Source organism: Lentibacillus salinarum, assembly GCF_042679865.1.
Taxonomy (GTDB): Bacteria; Bacillota; Bacilli; order Bacillales; family Amphibacillaceae; genus Lentibacillus; species Lentibacillus salinarum.
Genome location: NZ_JBHTNH010000029.1, coordinates 29,072 through 48,122, shown reverse-complemented (window position 1 = coordinate 48,122; position 19,051 = coordinate 29,072). Strand labels below are relative to the sequence as shown.

Annotated in this window: 19 protein-coding genes; 2 read left to right on the top strand and 17 right to left on the bottom strand. The window is 45.4% G+C overall.

The genetic code is table 11. The features are described from left to right. Positions 1 to 46 precede the first annotated feature (46 nt). The 5 genes from ACFQ4A_RS14815 to ACFQ4A_RS14795 all read right to left on the bottom strand — a co-directional run bounded on the left by ACFQ4A_RS14815 (position 47) and on the right by ACFQ4A_RS14795 (position 6,037). Positions 47 to 559: an adenine phosphoribosyltransferase gene (locus ACFQ4A_RS14815; protein ID WP_382402007.1), complete on the bottom strand. Its 513-nt coding sequence runs from the start codon at positions 557 to 559 to the stop codon at positions 47 to 49. Then, a complete protein-coding gene (recJ, locus tag ACFQ4A_RS14810; protein ID WP_382402005.1) occupies positions 549 to 2,876 on the bottom strand; it encodes a single-stranded-DNA-specific exonuclease RecJ in 2,328 nt (775 codons plus the stop codon). Before recJ ends, ACFQ4A_RS14815 begins: the two co-directional genes overlap by 11 nt. 56 nt (positions 2,877 to 2,932) lie before the next feature. Then, a complete protein-coding gene (locus ACFQ4A_RS14805; protein ID WP_382402003.1) occupies positions 2,933 to 3,268 on the bottom strand; it encodes a LapA family protein in 336 nt (111 codons plus the stop codon). A gap of 149 nt (positions 3,269 to 3,417) precedes the next feature. Then, complete coding sequence (secDF, locus tag ACFQ4A_RS14800) at positions 3,418 to 5,691, bottom strand: protein translocase subunit SecDF (protein ID WP_382402001.1); 2,274 nt, start codon at positions 5,689 to 5,691, stop codon at positions 3,418 to 3,420. A 49-nt stretch (positions 5,692 to 5,740) separates the two neighbouring features. Next, positions 5,741 to 6,037, bottom strand: coding sequence for a post-transcriptional regulator (locus tag ACFQ4A_RS14795; protein ID WP_382401999.1), 297 nt, complete (start codon positions 6,035 to 6,037; stop codon positions 5,741 to 5,743). 113 nt (positions 6,038 to 6,150) lie between these two features. Between ACFQ4A_RS14795 and spoVB the strand changes: the two genes are divergently transcribed. Beyond that, entirely contained in the window at positions 6,151 to 7,704 is a 1,554-nt protein-coding gene (spoVB, locus tag ACFQ4A_RS14790) for a stage V sporulation protein B (RefSeq protein ID WP_382401996.1), read from the top strand. Between the two features lie 184 nt (positions 7,705 to 7,888). Here spoVB and ACFQ4A_RS14785 read toward each other — a convergent pair whose 3' ends face one another. After that, positions 7,889 to 9,181, bottom strand: coding sequence for an ArsB/NhaD family transporter (locus ACFQ4A_RS14785; protein ID WP_382401994.1), 1,293 nt, complete (start codon positions 9,179 to 9,181; stop codon positions 7,889 to 7,891). 142 nt (positions 9,182 to 9,323) lie between these two features. On the opposite strand from ACFQ4A_RS14785, the gene ACFQ4A_RS14780 reads away from it, so the two are divergent. Continuing rightward, positions 9,324 to 9,701 carry a TIGR04086 family membrane protein gene (locus tag ACFQ4A_RS14780; RefSeq protein WP_382401992.1) on the top strand — a complete coding sequence of 126 codons (378 nt, stop codon included), beginning with the start codon at positions 9,324 to 9,326 and terminating at the stop codon, positions 9,699 to 9,701. 78 nt (positions 9,702 to 9,779) lie between these two features. Here the strand turns inward: ACFQ4A_RS14780 and yajC are convergent, their stop codons facing one another. The 11 genes from yajC to safA all read right to left on the bottom strand — a co-directional run bounded on the left by yajC (position 9,780) and on the right by safA (position 18,903). Then, positions 9,780 to 10,049, bottom strand: coding sequence for a preprotein translocase subunit YajC (gene yajC / locus ACFQ4A_RS14775; RefSeq protein WP_382401991.1), 270 nt, complete (start codon positions 10,047 to 10,049; stop codon positions 9,780 to 9,782). 22 nt (positions 10,050 to 10,071) lie between these two features. Then, a complete protein-coding gene (gene tgt / locus ACFQ4A_RS14770; RefSeq protein ID WP_382401989.1) occupies positions 10,072 to 11,211 on the bottom strand; it encodes a tRNA guanosine(34) transglycosylase Tgt in 1,140 nt (379 codons plus the stop codon). Between the two features lie 27 nt (positions 11,212 to 11,238). Then, entirely contained in the window at positions 11,239 to 12,267 is a 1,029-nt protein-coding gene (gene queA / locus ACFQ4A_RS14765) for a tRNA preQ1(34) S-adenosylmethionine ribosyltransferase-isomerase QueA (RefSeq protein WP_382401987.1), read from the bottom strand. A gap of 67 nt (positions 12,268 to 12,334) precedes the next feature. Next, positions 12,335 to 12,532: a DUF2905 domain-containing protein gene (locus ACFQ4A_RS14760; RefSeq protein WP_382401985.1), complete on the bottom strand. Its 198-nt coding sequence runs from the start codon at positions 12,530 to 12,532 to the stop codon at positions 12,335 to 12,337. Beyond that, a complete protein-coding gene (gene ruvB, locus ACFQ4A_RS14755; RefSeq protein WP_382401983.1) occupies positions 12,529 to 13,533 on the bottom strand; it encodes a Holliday junction branch migration DNA helicase RuvB in 1,005 nt (334 codons plus the stop codon). The genes ACFQ4A_RS14760 and ruvB overlap by 4 nt, the downstream gene beginning before the upstream one ends. A 12-nt stretch (positions 13,534 to 13,545) precedes the next feature. Then, positions 13,546 to 14,151: a Holliday junction branch migration protein RuvA gene (ruvA, locus tag ACFQ4A_RS14750; RefSeq protein WP_382401981.1), complete on the bottom strand. Its 606-nt coding sequence runs from the start codon at positions 14,149 to 14,151 to the stop codon at positions 13,546 to 13,548. A 104-nt stretch (positions 14,152 to 14,255) separates the two neighbouring features. After that, entirely contained in the window at positions 14,256 to 14,984 is a 729-nt protein-coding gene (locus ACFQ4A_RS14745; RefSeq protein ID WP_382401979.1) for a YebC/PmpR family DNA-binding transcriptional regulator, read from the bottom strand. A 319-nt stretch (positions 14,985 to 15,303) separates the two neighbouring features. Continuing rightward, a complete protein-coding gene (locus tag ACFQ4A_RS14740) occupies positions 15,304 to 15,861 on the bottom strand; it encodes a YhcN/YlaJ family sporulation lipoprotein (protein WP_382401977.1) in 558 nt (185 codons plus the stop codon). A gap of 64 nt (positions 15,862 to 15,925) precedes the next feature. Further along, the gene (nadE, locus tag ACFQ4A_RS14735; RefSeq protein WP_382401975.1) at positions 15,926 to 16,672 is read right to left on the bottom strand and encodes an NAD(+) synthase; all 747 of its coding nucleotides are present in this window, start codon (positions 16,670 to 16,672) and stop codon (positions 15,926 to 15,928) included. 34 nt (positions 16,673 to 16,706) lie between these two features. Beyond that, positions 16,707 to 17,663, bottom strand: a complete 957-nt coding sequence (locus ACFQ4A_RS14730) for a phosphotransferase (RefSeq protein ID WP_382401974.1) — start codon at positions 17,661 to 17,663, stop codon at positions 16,707 to 16,709. Beyond that, entirely contained in the window at positions 17,656 to 18,903 is a 1,248-nt protein-coding gene (gene safA / locus ACFQ4A_RS14725; protein WP_382401972.1) for a SafA/ExsA family spore coat assembly protein, read from the bottom strand. Before safA ends, ACFQ4A_RS14730 begins: the two co-directional genes overlap by 8 nt. Positions 18,904 to 19,051 lie beyond the last annotated feature (148 nt).

Sequence of the window (19,051 nt, the reverse complement as noted above, 5' to 3'; positions counted from 1 at the left end):
AGGCCTGATGAATGTTTCGATCAGACCTGAATTGGATAACGAAGGCCTAATACCGCATTAATGTCAGCACATCATAGCCTTCCAATTTTTCCATTCCTTTCAAATAAGACAATTCAATCAGAAAAGCACACCCGACGACAATTCCGCCCAACTGTTCCACTAGTTGGATCGTTGCCTCAATCGTACCGCCTGTTGCAAGCAAATCATCGGTGATCAGCACCCGCTCGCCGGGTTTAATGGCATCCTGATGAATCGTCAGGACATTTTGGCCATATTCCAACCCATAATCGACTTTAACGACCTCACGCGGCAACTTGCCTTCTTTCCTGACGGGCGCAAAGCCGACTTCCAGGGCATAGGAAACAGGACAGCCAATAATGAATCCTCTTGCTTCGGGCCCGACCACGAGATCAATATCTTTCTTGTGCGCATATGCCACAATTTCATCAACGGCCGTTTTAAAAGCTTTTCCATTATTCATGAGTGGTGTTATATCTTTAAATTGCACACCTTCTTTAGGCCAATCGTCCACAATTTGTACATGATCTCTATAATCCATATGCGATTTCCTCCTTAGGCGCCTGCCTATCGTTCATGCATGCCGTCAACCACGATTTCAGCTCATCATACGTTGAATAGTAAAGTGTTTTTTCAATGTCGATTCTGTTCAATCGTTCCTGATAAACAGTTGAATCCGCTAAATCTTTTTTTACCGGATTTGCATTTGGTTCGATGACACCATTCTCTATTTTAACAAAGCCGAGATCAAAAAACACGTCTGTCATAAACCTGACCCGGTCTCTTGTCCATGCTTTAGCATTCATAATCATGGGAAAATCCTTAGCGATATCAATCTGTTTTCGTTTAACCAGAAGCGCGTACAGCCATTTAAAATCCTCTCTTGCCGGAAAAGCTTTCATGAACGCGCTGTCGGTCACCTGGAAGCATACATGAATATTATCCGGATTCAGCTGCTTTATAGTAGCCTGCAGTGTGCTCAAGTCCGTTGGCAAATCAACTAAAAACAGCGTATGAACGTTTCTCAAGCTGCTTATGTCCGTATCATATGTAATACATACGACGTCATCCGGCAAATGACCGGCGTTTGCCATGGTCTGATAAACAGCAACCTGGTCAGTATTTGCATATACATAGGGTGTCATATCCCATTGATTTTTTCCTCGGTGGTCAAATAGTTGTTTGTCATCAACTTTCAGATCCTGAATGACAATCTGGACTTTGCGGAAACCATTCCATTCATTTATGCCCAGCTCGCCGACAATCGATACCGGGGTTTTCGGTGACAGATGGTCATATGAATTTCCCATCCCGAAACCAATCCCGTCAAGTGTCTTTCCCTGATCACGGAACTGCATTTTTAAATGCTTTTTATGATTCCCGACCTGTTTGATATCGGACGGTATCTCTTTCACGTGAAAGACAGGCTTCGGATTGGCCGTACCAAACGGTGCCAGCTGTGCCATTTCCTCAACCAGCTCCTGATTAATTTCCGGCAGGGCAATTGACTTGGTAATGTCAACTTCCTGCGTAAAATCCTCCGCTCGCAACTGCTGATGAATCAAATGATGAAGTTCTGTTTTTAATGTATCAAGGTTGTCCAATGGCAGTGTCATCCCCGCCGCCTGCGCATGACCACCAAAGTGGGTGAAAATATCCCTTATACGCATACAATTGGTAAATAAGTCAAAAGCGGGAATACTTCTGGCGGACCCTTTCACGATCCCTTCCTCCGGGAAAATCGACAGGACAATAGCCGGCCGGTCATATTTCCGGACCAGGTTTGATGCCACAATGCCCAGCACGCCCTGGTTCCAGCCTTCTCTGGCCACTACAATGACACCTTGATCGTCAACCGAGTCTGTTATATCTTCGGCTTCTTTGACAATATCATTGACAATTTTTTGCCGTTGTCGGTTGATCGATTGGACTGTTTCGGCCATTTCGTCTGCTTCATCCTGGTCATCGCTCAAAAGGAGCTGAACGGCTAAATCAGCATCTTGCAGGCGGCCCACCGCATTAAGCCTGGGTCCAATGGAAAAACCGATATCCTCTTCGTCGACATTTCCGTTAATACCGCAAACTTTCTTTAAAGCCATTAAGCCTGGTTTCGTTGTGGCGGATAACGCTTTTAACCCGTAATGAGCAAAGATACGATTTTCGTCCGTTAACGGGACCAAATCAGCGATTGTCCCAATCACGAGAAAATCCAAAAACTGGTTCGGGAAATAACCGAGCAACCGCTCTGCGAACCTAAAAGCAACACCAGCCCCGGCCAGTTCTTTAAATCGATAATCTGGTGAACATTTGGGGTGGATAATCGCATAGGCGTCCGGCAGCGCTTCCTGCGGCTCATGGTGATCGGTAATGATCAGGTCAATACCAATCTGTTTTGCCACAGCTGCTTCATGAACGGCGGCAATCCCGGTATCAACGGTTATAATCAGTCGGCAGCCGTTGTCATGCGCTGCTCTGAAGGCTTCCTCATTTGGCCCGTAGCCTTCCGTGAATCTGTTGGGTATATAATAATCACAATTTACCCCCAGTTCTTTCAGTGCCTGGATCATGATGGCTGTGGAACTGACACCATCGGCATCATAATCCCCGTATACAAGGACTTTTTCACCAGAATCGATACATCTATGTACACGTTCAGCTGCTTTATCGATATCCGATAATAACGTCACGCTATTTAACTGGGTAAAATCAGGAGATAAAAATCGTTCAGCTTCTTCATCAGATGCAATACCCCGCTGCATGAGCAATTCTTTGATAAGCGGTGAGAATCGACTGGAATCCCAATGTGGTATGTTGTGCTGTTTCGCTGCAAACGTCCATTTCATTTTACTCTCTAACATAAACTCACCCCTGACTTAACCAGTATACAAGAGATGGTCACGAGGAGCAATCAGGTTTATTTATGGCCCTTGGTATCCACCCGCTCGTCATCTGGTGTATTGTCAGGTTCCGCTTCCTCCAATAAATCGTGTTTGTGTAACGTATTTTGCAATCCTCGATTTTCTGAACGGAGTGCATTCCGCTCACGCTGTAACTGAATGATTTTCACCACGCCTGCAGCTGCCGTTATGACCCCTCCCATTAAAACTGAAAATAAGATCACAAGTATTAAAGGGGCCTTCCCGCTGCCGAACACGTAATTTACTTCAACCGGGTCAACGTTGATCACAGCAAAAACCGCCACAATAAAAACAAAAATAATGGCCAGAATGACATAGGTTTGTCCACGCAAATGGATCGCCTCCTCCTAGCGACTGTTCAAAAAGTCCTAAACATGATCTCCCTTTTTGAACACGCATTTGTCGTTAATTTACCCTTTATCGCCACTGAATAATCTTAAAAGACCCCTGATCCGTACGAAGGCATCAGGGGGCCTCCCAATTACACTTGTGGACCTTCCGAACGTTTCTTTTTCGCAAAGACGACCGGCTTTTCTTTAATATTTTTCCCGCGCCAGACGAGCCACAGCTGGGACGCAAGGAATAACGACGAATACGTACCCGCCAGCAGCCCGACGGCCAAGGCAATAGCAAAGCCGGCAATCGACTGTGCACCAAGGAATAAGAATGCCAGGACGGCAATCATTGTGGTAACGGTCGTGTTAATACTGCGGGTCATGGTTTGCACAAGACTTCGGTTAACAACTTTGGCAAGTTCCTTAAATGACGTGATCCGTTTCTTTTTCTTCAGGTTTTCACGTATCCGGTCGAATGTCACAATCGTATCATTAATGGAATACCCGATAATGGTTAATATCGCGGCAACAATTGTCACATCAAATTCAATCCTGGTTAGGCTGAAAATCGCCAGGATAAAAAACGCATCATGAACCAGTGCAATAATCGACGTCATGGCAAAGAACAGCTCAAATCGGAGTGTCACATAAATGACAATACCGATCGAGGCTATGGCTACCGCATAGAGCGCGTTTTTTACCAACTCTTCCCCAACAATCGGCGAGACAACACTGACACTTGTATCCGCATTAAAATGATCCTGGAAATACGTCTGTATGTCAGAAATCCGGTCTTCATCAATAACCCGGTCATAGCGAAGGACGGCCCCATCGTTATTATCACCCGTCAGGACAACTGATTTGGCTTCCATGCCAAGTTCATCCAACCCGCTTTCGATTTCATCCGCATTCAGACGATTATCGGCCGCCAGCTGAATTCTGGATCCGCTTGTGAAATCAATACCCGGGTTAAGCTGGAAAATGCCGAGTGACATCGCTCCAAGAATAACCATGATCGCTGATGCCACGAAGAATTTTTTCCGGTGACGGACAACGTTCAGTTCCCGGTTGAAGACTTTCGGTTCCCGTTCAGTTGTATCCGCAATGTCCTGAATATCTTTTTGTTTCACGCCAAACCAGCCCGGACGGTTTTTCAGGAATTTGCTTTTGACCCACAGGCCCATCAACAATCGCGTTCCATAAACGGCTGTTAAAAAGCTGACGACAATACTCAGGATCAGCATGGTGGCAAAGCCTTTAACGGAGCTTGTACCGAAAATAAATAACACAGCCGCAGCAAGTAATGTTGTGATATTGGCATCAACAATGGCACGCAGCGAGTTTTTCGATCCAGCTTTGAAGGCTGCCTGTATCGATTTACCTTCCCGGAGTTCTTCTTTGATCCGTTCAAAGGTAATGACATTCGCGTCCACTGCCATACCAACACCGAGAATCAAGGCAGCAATCCCCTGCAGTGTCAGCACACCATTCATCAGATTAAAGATCAGCAAAACCAGGTAAATATAAATGCTTAGGTTAATTGCAGCAATCACACCTGGGAAACGGTAAATCGCCATGATCACCAGAAAAACGATCCCGATACCGACAATCGCGGCAAACACCGTTTTATCCAGTGCCTGTTCACCGAATTGCGCCCCGACTGTATTCGAATACAGTTCCGTCATGTTGACCGGCAGTGAACCGGCATTGATGATGTCCGCCATGCGCTGTGCGGAATCAACGGTGAAATTGCCCTCAATCATAACGTTAGCCGTGTTGAGCGTTTCTTTCACACCGGCAGCCGAAACATATTTCGGATCGTCTTTTTGGACTTCTTCAGCGAATGAATCCCCTTCCTGATAGTCCATCCAAATGACCAGTAAATCCTCACGCTGCGGGAAAGGAACCGGCTCATATTTGGAAGACAATTCACTTGTTATGTCACGGAATTTGGAGGCATCCTGTAGCTGGAGTGTCACAATTGGTTCGTTTGTCTGCTGGGAAAAATCCTGACTGGCAGCACCTTCAACCAAGTCACTTCCGTCCATCAACTGCTCATCGTCCACATTCCTGAACGACAGACGTGCAGATGTCGATAACAGTTCCCGGGCTTCTTCCTGATTTTCAACACCGGCAAGCTGCACGCGGATTCGATCTTCACCTTCAATATCAATATTCGCCTCACTAATCCCTAATCTATCCACCCGTTCATTAAGGATCCTGACAGTGGATTCAAGCAATGCTCTGTCTGTTTCCTGGTCTTCTTCAACAGGTTCAACTTCATACAAAACCTCAAAACCGCCCTGCAGGTCAAGACCTAAATTAATATCTTTTGTAATCCCTGTTACCGTTGAGCCAATCGTTCCTGCCAATACAAGAACGATCAGAAAAAAAGCAACAATTCTGCCTCTCGTTTTCATCTGTCGTTTTGCCTCCCTCACTGTCTAACGGGTCTATGTTATGTAGCCATTATATAGTATCTGGCTGGTCGTTTTCAGTCAATGCAGCAATGGATGCAGCTAAATCGTCATCCTTGTAAGCGGTCACCGTTAAATAGCTCATATAAATATTGGACGATAGATGGAAAATGTCCTGAACAACTTCATATACACGCTTGGACGGCGTACCTTTCCACACTTTTTCGATCAGACAGTTCCATACATCGTCACTCGTGGTCTTATCATATCCCATTAATCGTAATTCAGTTGCCTTGCTTTTCAGGGCCGGTTCGATTTCCGGCTTCCATTCATGAACGGTTTTGATCATTTTCGCAAACAACCCCTCCATTATCCCATCATGCTTGTCATGCTTGGCCTACTTATTTGCATATATATCATTGTAGCTGAAAATTTAATTTTTGAGAAGGTAGGTCGGCTACATTGACCAAACAAACATTTCTGCAAGGAACATTAATCCTGATCATGGCAGGTATGATAACACGACTGCTCGGTTTTATTAACCGGCTGGTGATAGCCAGAGTTATGGGAGAGGAAGGCGTCGGTTTATATATGATGGCGCTCCCCACGTTATTTTTGGTCATCACGTTAACACAGCTTGGACTCCCAGTAGCCATATCCAAACGGGTATCGGAAGCTGAAGCCAAAAATAATCGGGCCAAAGTGAAGCAAATACTTGTCGTATCACTACTCATCACAGGTGTAACCAGTATTGTTTTCACCATTGGGATGGTCATGGCTGCCCCATTTATCGCAACAACCTTGCTGACAGATGAACGGACATTATATCCGTTGATTGCCATAAGCCCAATTGTCCCGATCACCGCTATATCTTCAGTGCTGAAAGGTTATTTCCAGGGCCGGCAGAACATGAAACCACAAAGCTATGCACTCGTCATCGAACAATTCGTCCGGATCGTGTTTGTTGCTTTTTTCGTCAAACTACTGCTCCCTTATGGTGTGGAGTTTGCGGCAGCGGGGGCCATGTTTAGTGTTATTTTGGGTGAATTGGCGTCCATGTTCTATTTGGCAGGCATGTTTAAACGGTTGAAAGTTATTCGCATCAGGCACCGGTTCTTTCATTACCTGACAGCGAGCAAAAATACATTAAAAGAACTGTTTTCCATTTCGCTGCCCAGCACTGGCAGCCGGGTGATCGGCAATATCTCCCATTTTCTTGAACCGATTCTGGTGGCCCAAAGTTTGGCGATTGCCGGTATTTCCAGTTCGCTGGCTACCAAACAATATGGTGAACTGACGGGCTACGTGTTACCGTTACTATTTTTGCCGACGTTTATTACCAATTCCCTGTCCATTGCTTTGGTACCTTCTATATCTGCAGCGGATGCACGTCAAAACAAACACATGATTGACTACCGGATTCATCAATCAATCAGGATTTCTTTTGCATCCGGAGCCATTGCAACCGTTGTGCTGACGTTATTTGCGGAACCAATCCTGACCTATATGTACGGTACTGCTAATGCCAGTCATTTTTTAGTGCTCATGGCACCTTTCTTCATTCTGCTTTATATTCAATCACCTTTACAAGCTGCTTTGCAGGCACTGGATTTGGCTAGGCCGGCCATGTGGAACAGCTTGATCGGGGCAGTTGTCAAACTGGCCGTGCTCTTTTTACTGGCATCAAACCCTGACTTTGGCATAAACGGTGTCGCAATCGCGATGTCTGTCGGTGTTGTCCTCGTGACATTCCTCCACCTGACCAGTCTTTACAAAGAAATCGGGTTTATGATAGCTGGTCGTGATCTGTTTAAAATGGGGCTGCTGGTAGCCTTAACATGGCTGTGCGGCAGGTTCCTACAGGATATGTTCACCGGCCCGGGGTCAAATCTATTCATGTTGATTCTGATACTCGCTGCCTTATTGATCATTTATATCATCCTGCTCTTTATTTTAAGGTTTCTGACAAAAGACGAATTAAAACAGATACCGGTCTTACAAAGGTGGATCTCATAAGCGCCACCTGAATCCGCTCACAAATATAACGCTGCATTCGGCAGCGTTATATTTGTTGATGAAGGCTCATTTCGTAAAATGGTTGTTATGTAACCCGCGGTTCAAATACACCGTTGCGTTCGATAGTACCGGCTCCTCGCAGTTTACAGCTTACTCGGTGGTTCTTTGTTTGGTACTCCGTCTATCAACCTGTATAAGGAAGCAAATAACGGAGGTAAACATAAATCGTAGCGACCACAAGCGATAAGATAACGAATGGGATGCCATACACCATAAAGCGAATGAACGACAGTTTCTCGTTCGCCCCCTCTGCCAACCCGGCCACTACGACATTGGCGGAGGCTCCGATAAGTGTGGCATTCCCTCCCAGACAAGCACCCAGCGCAAGGGACCACCAAATCGGATCCAGATAGGTCATGCCATACGCTTGAAGTTCTTCGACGACCGGAATCATAGCGGCCACAAACGGAATATTATCCACTATTCCGGAAAACAACCCGGAAACCCATAATATTAAAATCGCCGTTGCGGCAAAATCACCATCTGTCGACAGGACAATTGCCCTTGCCAGATGATCAATAATCCCTGCTGATTCCAGTCCACCGACCAGTGCAAATAGGCCGATAAAGAAAAATAAGGTGACCCATTCGACCCTGGAAAAAACCTGTTCTGTATCCAGCTCTTTTTCCGTCAAGAGAAGCAGTAGAATTGCACCGCTTAACGCGATAATGGTCAGATCCATATGGAGAAACGCATGTAGCAAAAACCCGACTAACGTCATCGTCAGAACAGCGATGGACTGATAGAGCATCGGTGTCCGCACAAGATAAGCAGAAGCATCCGTTTTCATTAATCCCTCTATATTGCTGCCGCTGGAACGCAACGTCCGTCTGAACAAAGGCAAAATTATCACCACCAAAAGCAGAAACATGATGACAGCTACCGGGGCAAGGTGGTTAACAAACGATAAAAATGTTAAATGATCAACAGCCTGTCCAATCATGATATTCGGCGGGTCCCCGATAAGCGTTGCCGTACCGCCAATGTTGGAACTGAAAATTATCACCAGTAAATATGGGAACGCGGGAAGCTTTAACTGCTTTGTGATCTTCAGCATAATCGGGACTAATATCAGGACTGTCGTCACATTATCCAGTAAAGCTGAACCAAGAGCGGTCAGGATGCTAACCCCGATTAGCAGCGGAATAGGCGACCCTCTTACCTTTTGGGCAAATCGGACAGCAATAAAGGAGAACAAGCCCGTCTTTTCGGTAATCGAGATGAGAACCATCATCGAAAACAATAAAGCAATCGTATTCCAGTCAATGTAATCAGTAAACATCTCATTGACACTGTAAACCCCTGTTAATAACAGTAATGCCCCACCTGCAAGTGCCACGACAGCCCGGTTAATTTTTTCCGTCATAATAAAAATATAGCTGATGACAAAGATAATTCCTGCCAAAATGACGTCCATATAACATCCTCTTTCACAATAATTGATTGTCCTCTCTTATCACTATATGACTACAGTATACAAAATATTTTCAGTCTATTTTGGTATTTATCTGAATAAGATGATAGTACATGGACAATCATTGGAAAGGGGGCAAACAGCTTTGCGCAAACAACAATTTGTTGCCTTGTTGTATGGCTGGATCATCGCGCTCGGGCTGATCTTAGTGACAAGTATCATTCTCGCATTACTACTTCAATTTACCGGGATGACCGAAACAACCTTAGCATGGATGACATTGGCAGTTGGGTTAATCAGTTTATTTGCTGGTGGTCTTGTAGCAGGGATTAAGGGTAAAGAAAAAGGTTGGGTAATCGGAGCTGTAACAGGGGCTGGTTTTACATTTTTCACCTTTTTGGTCCAATATCTTGGTTATCAGCAAGGATTCTCACTAGAACAGTCACTCCATCATGCAGGATTCATCCTGGCAGCACTGCTGGGTGGCGTTGTCGGTGTGAATATCATCAAATCGGAAACGTGATCCTGACAAAGCAGAAGAAGTCAGTTCCAAACGAACTGACTTCTTCTGCTTTCGGCTTTATGTATGCATCATAAAGTGTTATTGTGTTTTATCGTTTTTAATTTCACGAATAGCGGAACGGTCATATGTCAGCCTTGGGCCTTCACCCGATTGCAGGACAACTGTATCCTCATCAAGCGCGTGGATTTCAGCATGTAAACCACCGATTGTCACCACTTTATCACCCTTCTGCAAATCAGCCTGCATCTGTCTGACTTGCTTTTGCCGCTTTTGCTGCGGGCGGATGAGCAGGAAATAAAAAATGACAAACATTAAGATTATCGGTAACAGTGATACGATCATTTCCATTTATCCATTCCCTCCTTCTTTGTTAAAAGTTCTTCGCATTCCGTTTATTGAACCCATATTGGTCAAAGAATGCCTCCCTAAAGTCACCAAGCCGATCTTCAGCAATTGAATCACGTACTTGCTTCATTAAGTTTAACAGAAAATATAAGTTATGATAAGTCGTAAGCCTGAATCCGAATGTTTCATTACATTTTACCAGATGTCGGATATAAGCGCGGGTATAATGCCTACAGACGTGACAGTCGCAGTTCTCATCGATCGGACTGAAATCACGCTTGAATTTAGCATTGCGGACAACCAGTCTTCCGTTCGATGTCATGCATGTCCCGTTTCTGGCAATCCGGGTCGGCAGTACACAATCAAACATGTCGATGCCGCGGATTGCCCCGTCAATCAATGAGTCCGGCGATCCGACACCCATCAGGTAGCGCGGCTTATCGAAAGGAAGCAATGGGGTGGTGAACGCAAGCATCCGGTTCATCACATCTTTTGGCTCACCGACAGACAATCCGCCGACTGCATAACCGGGAAAGTCCAGTGACGCGAGATCCTGGGCACTTTGCTTTCTCAGATCCTCATACTCGCCACCCTGGATGATGCCGAACAACCCCTGGTCAGACGGCCGTTCATGAGCGTTCAAACAGCGTTCCGCCCAACGTGACGTCCGTTCCACTGAAGCTTTCATATAGTCATGCGAAGCGGGATATGGCGGACATTCATCAAATGCCATCATAATATCCGAGCCGAGCGCATTTTGAATGTTCATCGCCTTTTCGGGTGAGAGAAACAGTTTCTCCCCGCTTAAATGATTTCGGAAGTGCACACCCTCTTCCTTAATATCGCGCATATCACTTAAACTGAAAACCTGAAACCCGCCCGAGTCAGTCAAAATAGCCCCGTCCCAGTTCATAAATTGATGGAGCCCACCGGCCTCTTGAATAATATCTTCACCGGGACGAAGCCATAGATGGTATGTGTTGGACAATATGATATTGGCATTCATTTCTTTCAATTCTTCCGGGCTCATCGTTTTAACAGTGGCCGATGTCCCAACAGGCATAAACGCCGGTGTATCAATGGATCCATGTGGCGTATGGACTTTCCCGAGGCGTGCCCCTGTCTGTTTGCATGTTTTAATGTGTTCATAGGTAATGGCTGTCATAGATTATATCGTTCCTTTGTTAGATTCTTATAAGATAAACATGGCATCACCGAAACTGAAAAACCGGTATCGTTTTTCAACCGCTTCCTGATAGGCACTCATAATACTGTCCCTGTCAGCAAAGGCGCTGACCATCATAATCAGCGTTGATTTTGGCAGGTGAAAATTGGTGATCAGTCCGTCTATGGCCTGAAACGCATAGGGCGGGTAAATAAAAATATCCGTCCAGCCGCTTGATTCGGTGAATCGTCCGTCATGATCCCGGACAATCGTCTCCAGTGTCCGGGTCGATGTTGTACCGACTGAGATTACCCGGCCACCACATGCTTTAACCGCGGTCAGTTTGTCTGCCGTTTCCTGCGACATTCGGTAAAATTCGGCATGCATGTTGTGATCCTCAACGTTATCCGCATTTACCGGCCTGAATGTGCCCAGCCCGACATGAAGCGTAATAAATTCAATCGAAACACCCATCGCTCTAATCTCATCGAGCAATTCATTCGTGAAATGCAGACCGGCAGTCGGCGCTGCTGCTGACCCTTCCTCTTTTGCATAAACGGTCTGGTACCGTTCCTGCTCGGGCAATTGTTCTTTTATATAAGGAGGCAGCGGCATTTCCCCCAGTTCATTCAGCCGTTCATAAAAAATGCCTTCATACGCAAACTGTAATAGCCGTCCGCCATGATCTTGAGTTCCTGTGCAGGTTGCACGAACTTTACCCTCGCCAAAAACGATAACCGTGCCCACTTTAACTTTTTTCGCCGGTTTCACCAGTACTTCCCAGGTGTCTTCTTCCTGTTGATGGAGGAGTAACACTTCCACCTTAGCTCCGGTATCTTCCTTGCTGCCATATAACCTGGCTGGCAATACACGGGTATCGTTCAGCACAAGGCAGTCACCTTTTTGCAGATAATCTCTGATATCCGTAAACCGTTTATGCGCCACTTCCTGCGTATCGCGGTGCAAAACCAGCAAGCGGGACGCGTCACGTTTTTTCAGTGGTGTTTGGGCGATTAATTCTTCCGGTAGTTCATAATCAAAGTCTTCCAGTTTCATGATGGTCTCCTAACGTTATGAAAGGTTGTTCAAAAAAAGCCGGTCATCCTCTTTTGAACACAGCCTATCAGCGAATTTTTCCGATGATAAAAAAGATAAGTGATAAAATGATGCTCACAACAATGGACGTCATAATCGGAAAATGAAACGTAAAATTGTCGCGTTTGATGGTAATGTCACCGGGCAATTTTCCGATAAATGACCAGATAATACCGATAACCACAAAAATGATACCAAGGATGATAAACAGTCTTCCCATGTTCATCCGTTATCCTCTTTCCCTTTTCCAAAATGGTGGTATGCTTTCGGTGTGACAACGCGTCCTCTTGGGGTGCGCTGGATAAAACCGATTTGCAGTAAATACGGCTCGTACACATCTTCAATCGTCTGGGATTCCTCTCCAATTGTTGCAGCGATCGTATCGAGTCCGACCGGGCCGCCATGAAAGCCATCCATCATGCTTGTCAGCAGTTTATGGTCGATGTGGTCGAGACCTGCATTATCAACCTGCAGCATCGTCAGTGCCTGTTCTGTTGTTGGCAGACTGATTTCACTTTCCCCTTTTACCTGCGAGAGATCACGAATTCGTTTTAAGAGCCTGTTGGCAATTCGGGGTGTCCCTCTGGAGCGGCGGGCAATCTCCATGGCAGCATCATGTGTAATCGTTGTGGCGAAAATTTCCGCTGTCCGTTCCACAATATCACACAATGCCTGTGTCCCGTAAAATTCCAATCGGCTCATAACCCCAAACCGGTCACGCAACGGTGCCGACAATAGCCCAGCTCTTGTCGTGGCACCTACCAGCGTGAATGGGGGCAAATCGATTTGGACCGACCGTGCACTTGGTCCGCTGCCAATCACAATATCAAGGAAAAAATCCTCCATTGCTGGATATAGAATCTCTTCAACCGATCGCGGCAGGCGGTGCACTTCGTCAATGAATAGAACATCGCCGGGTTCCAGAGACGACAGAATGGCCGCCAAATCACCGGAACGTTCAATTGCCGGACCAGAGGTAGAGCGAAACTGCACCCCCATTTCATTGGCGATGATGGCAGCCAACGTTGTTTTGCCAAGCCCGGGCGGACCATAGAGCAGCACATGATCAAGGGCTTCTTCACGCATTTTGGCTGCTTGGATAAATATGCTTAAATTTTCTTTTACCTTTTGCTGACCGATATATTGATTCAGATTTGTGGGGCGGAGACTAAGTTCAGCAGCTGAATCTTCCTGTTGCCATTCACCTGTGACCACGCGCTCATCCATCAGTATCCCACCTTATTGATTTTTCATGAGCAATGCCAGTGCTTGACGGATCATGTTATCCGTATTTTGGTCGTGTCCCTTTTGAAGTTCTGGAACAACTGCTTTAATCTCACGTTCACTATACCCGAGTGATTTCAATGCTTCCTGAGCTTCCTGCAATTCTTTCGAAACACCTGGCGATGCCGTATTTGCCGAATTTTGCGCAGAGACCGATACCATTGCGGACAATTTTCCTTTTAAATCAAGGATTATCTGTCTGGCTGTCTTTTTGCCGATTCCCGGAAAGGTGGTCAGGAATTTGTCGTCTTCCCGTTCAATGGCCTCAATAAAACCGTCGACATCGACACTCCCCAGAATCGCCAGCGCTCCTTTTGGCCCGATACCGGAAACGGAGATAAGTTTTGTGAATAACACTTTTTCATCTTCATTCCGGAAGCCATAAAGAACCTGTGTATCTTCACGGACATAATGATATGTATGGATTGTCAAATTCTCATGCAGTGATGCCTGAAACGCAAATGGATTAGCACAGACAATCTCATAGCCAACCCCCTGTACGTCGACGATGACAGCATCTTCCTGTATCATGACAAGTGTCCCTCTAATATAAGCAATCATTCAACCTTCTCCTTTATCTCCCTGCAGCTATTTTAACATACTTTATTGATAAGGTAGGCAAAATAAAACTTCCATTCCATAAAGAATAGAAGTCTTACGTTGGATTACTCTGATATTTCCATGTTGTGATGGACATCCTGGGTATCTTCATTATCTTCCAGCATATCAATCAGATTCAACATCTTCTGCTTATCATCTTCTGAGGGCGTGCTGTAGGTTTGCGGAAAGAAAGTCACATCAGCTTCGGCAAGCTTATAGTGCTCTTGTAAATGATCGCGGACACGTTGGAAATTTTCCGGGTCCGTATAAATGTCATATACGCTTTCTTCTACAACGATATCATCTGCTCCAGCTTCAATTGCTTCCATAGTGATATCGTCTTCATCAATCGATCCATCTTCATTTTCAACGACAATATAGCCTTTTCGGTCAAACATAAAGGTAACACTGCCGTTTTCACCAAGGTTCCCGTCATTTTTCTTGAACGCATGACGGACTTCTGAAGCTGTGCGATTTTTGTTATCTGTCAGCACGTTGACAATCACAGCAACCCCACCCGGGCCATAGCCTTCATATGTGATTTCTTCATAGTGGACACCATCTAGGTCTCCTGTTGCTTTTTTGATGGCCCGATCAATATTGTCGTTGGGCATATTGTCCGCTTTCGCCTTATCAACCGCTACTCTCAGTGAGGCATTCGTTTCAAGGTCACCCCCGCCTTCCTTGGCCGCGGTATATATATTTTTTGCATGCCGCATAAATATTTTGCCTTTCTTGGCATCCTGGGCATTTTTTCTGCGTTGTATGTTATGCCATTTGGAATGACCTGCCATAGGACATTCTCCTCTCTCCTGGAAATTTCCTTTTAACTATACCAAAAAAGCCTAGATGGATAAAGTGAAACTTCATTCAGTGGAGTGTTTTTCTCCACTGAATGTTAGTTGAACAGAATCGGACATTTACGGTCAGTTAGCCGCCGTTTTTTTGGGCGGGTTACTGACCGTTACAGCAGGGTGGACTCCCCCTTATCTTTCGACACCCCGTCTTGGAACAAAAAGTGGCATTATTTTTTGAATTTAATATGCCACCTTTTGCCTTCCGATACGATTGTCGTTATGAGGGAGACCCTGGAAGTCGGGCATTAGACATACATTAAAAATGTTCTCTGTCCCGGTCGAAAAATTCCCGCAGATACTCTCGCATATCACCGTTTAACTGGTCAAGTTGTGCATCTTTGTTTCGCATCCGGTCCCAGTAAATATCATCAGTATAAACGTGGACGTCTTTGGTTGGGACCATCTCCTGCACTTCCTGTTCAACCCGTTCGCGCATATCCGGTGGCGCTTGATCAGTCAGCATGACACCGACAATAACTTTATCTTCAGACACAGCGACCTGCGCCTGCCTGACATCGCGGCGCTGTTTTAAGTGATTAGAAATGGACTGGGAAACCTCGTTTGTGAACTTATCACTCTGCGCCTGATCATCACCTTCATTCACATTCTGATAGTCATTTTCCGGATAAGTATTTTGCTCATCGTTTTGGTTATTGTCGGTTTCGCGTCGTTCGTTTTGCTCCTGCTCTGTTTCATATTTGATCGGCTGGGAATTCATGTTTTCCTGTCCAGGGTCGTCACCTGCATCATCCTGCATACAGCCGACAAGCAAAATGGTCAAAATTGGTATCATGATCCCTTTAATGGTGCGCATAAAACAACCTCCCTTACCATTAGGATGGATAAGAAAGCTTGTTTTAATCAGATAAATAAAGGGATTATTTATCCAAACGCTGGAATTGTTTTACCTGATCCCGTTTATGGGCCGTTTGCCGATGCTTCTTCTCTATCAGTTCTTTATCTTTAGCCGGGATTTCTTTTCCTTCCACATAGGCATCAATGACGTCATAAGACGTACCGATTTCGGCTTCATCTGTTTGGCCTTCCCAAAGTCCTGCACTTGGTTTTTTACCTAATATAGCGTCGGGGACGCCGAGATAGTCACCCATTTCTCTTACTTCTGCTTTTGTGAATTCTACCAGTGGCAGGATATCGACACCACCATCACCATATTTGGTGAAATAGCCGATGTACCACTCAGAAGCATTGTCTGTCCCAACGACCAAATAATTATAATGCGCGGCAAGCGTGTAAAGGGAACTCATACGTAAACGTGCCTGTAGGTTGGCACTTGCCAGCTGATCATTTTCTTCCGCAAACGTGTTTTTCTGCTTGAGCTCATCAGAGATAGCTGTGTACATTCTGTCATGTGTTTCAGTCAGATCTAACGTTAACCCATTGATTCCTGACGCTTCAATGACTTCCTTGGCGTGGGTCATTTCACTTGGATTCGTATTAATTGGCATCATCACACCAAGTGAATGATCGGGAAACGCCCGTTGTATCAGATAAGCGACAACCGCTGAATCCACTCCGCCACTGACACCAACTAGTAGCCCATTTACGCCGGCTTCCTGCACACGCTCCTGCAGCCACCGGACGATATGATTGACGTTTTTTTCCATTGTCATCACTCCATTGTATTCAAATTGCCTGTTTTTAGTTTAGCATGTCTATGGCCGTTTTTAAAAAGGATAGCCGTTGAATCCATTCTCTTTCCATTTTTTCCAAATAATCACCGACCGGCTGGATAGAACGCCTATTCATATAATACAACCAATCTCGCATGACATCACTGGGAATGAATAGCGCATACAACCAAGGCCTCAAATATTTTTCCTGGACCATATTATATGATAAAAGACGTTCCGAATCCCAGTTTAAATATGGCAAAAAACGCTGACCAAGCTGGATATAATCATGCAGCGGCGAAGCACAACCCAGCAAATCGAAATCAATCATGTACACGCGGCCTTTATAGCGGATAAAATTATGAGCTGCCACGTCACCGTGAATCCAAGTACCTGATTGTAGCGCTGAACGCTCCAACCCGGCCCAATCAAAACCTGTTATAAGTGATAAGTGTTTTTCGGTTGTCTGAACAATATCATTAAACAGCGCCCCGAAACCATATTCCTGAAATAAAGGGGCTGTATTCCTGAATTTTTGTAACCGCTTTGACCAGCGTCTATAAAATATTTCTTGACGCAAAGGTGATGACACCTTAATTCTTTTGGTATCATGGTGAAACGTCTGGAGTGCTAGTAAACCGGATTCACGATCACCGGCAAAATGATAATTTAATTTTTTGCCGGGAATATACGGTGTGATCGTCCAATAATGGCTGTCATCAGTTAAATATGGTTTCTGATTGGGAAAGCGCTGAAATGGAATAATCACGGAAGATGTCTGCTGGGCAAAAAAACGCCACTGCTGTTCAAGCCGTGCCCTGTTACGGTGGCGTTTCAAAATCAATGAATGCCCTTTAAACGGTTCAAGGTAAAAGACATGATTTTGAATAGTGGACACGAGCATCACGTTCAGCATCCCTTGTTTCTGCAAAAAAGAAGAGAGACGATCTATATTCACATCGTCTCCTTTCATCAGATTACTCACTCGCCGACTCTTCCTCATCGCTCCGGTACTGATTCTGATAACCCGGAGGCATCGGCATTGGCATATTATTGTCTGTGATGTGCGGATATGCGTTCGGTGGCATTTGCGGATAATGAAACCCTTGTTGCATCCCCATCGGTACCGAATGCGAAAATGCATTATGCGAGCCGGTATTTTTCTTAATAGGAGGGGTGATTGGCTGTTCCGGCATTTTCATGTTCGATGATGGCGTTTCAGCGGATTCCATCATATGACCGTAATGTGAATGACTATTCGGGTTCACCGGATGCTGATACATCGGCTGGTTCATGGGCATTGGCTGATATGGCATTGCGTGTTGATACATTGGCGCAGGCTGCTGATGCATTGGCATTTGCTTCGTTTCGCCACAGCCACAATCCTTTTTTTCCGTCATGTATGCATTTTGATGAGGCATTGGCTGATGCGGCATTGCGTGCTGATACATTGGCACAGGCTGCTGATGCATTGGCATTTGCTTCGTTTCGCCACAGCCACAATCCTTTTTTTCCGTCATGTATGCATTTTGATGAGGCATTGGTGGCGGAGGACATGGCATTGTCTGTTGGACCGGCATTCCGGGTATCGGGTAAGGCTGGTGGTACATCCCTTGTTGTTGATCCTGTTTCGGTTGTGCATATCCTGGCATTTGCGGAGGGTTAAAGGATGTGCAAGGCTTCATTTCCTGTTTTGCTGGCGTGTAGAGTGGCATCGGCATGTGTGGCTTCATTGGCACTTTCAGCTGTTCCGTCATCTCGGGATGCTCTGGCATGTGTGGCTTCTCTGGTATTTTGGGTTGTTTCGGCATGCTTTGATATTCCGGCATTTTTGGGTATTGCGGCATCTTGGGCTGTATAGGTGTTTTCGGCTGTTCCGGCATTTTTGGTTGAACAGGCATTTTCGGATATTCCGGCATTTTTGGTTCGATTTTTTTTGGCTGCTTGTCATCATCTTCGTAGACGACTGGCATCGGTTGTGGTGACGTATCTTTATACGGTTTTTCGGTTGCCGGTTTTGGGGTTTCCTTTTGTGTTTCCTTCTTGTTGACACCTTCTTTTTTAACTGGTTTTGAGGAAGCAGGAATTTTGATTTTCATACCTGGCATAATCATATCAGGACTGGACAATTGCGGGTTAAGCTGTTTCACCTGTTCAAAGTCCGCATTATATTGCTGCGCTATCTCCCATAATGTATCGCCTTTTTGTACAATGTGAATTTTCAACTCCAACATACTCCTTTCGTCAGCATTCAGACTAGGCTAATCTCTCATTAACAATCATATGCAGCCGAAAGAGAAATGTTGAACTAAAAAAGAAAAACGGGAGATTCATTCCCGTTTTTCCAAACAAACGATACACCGGGATTTTTGA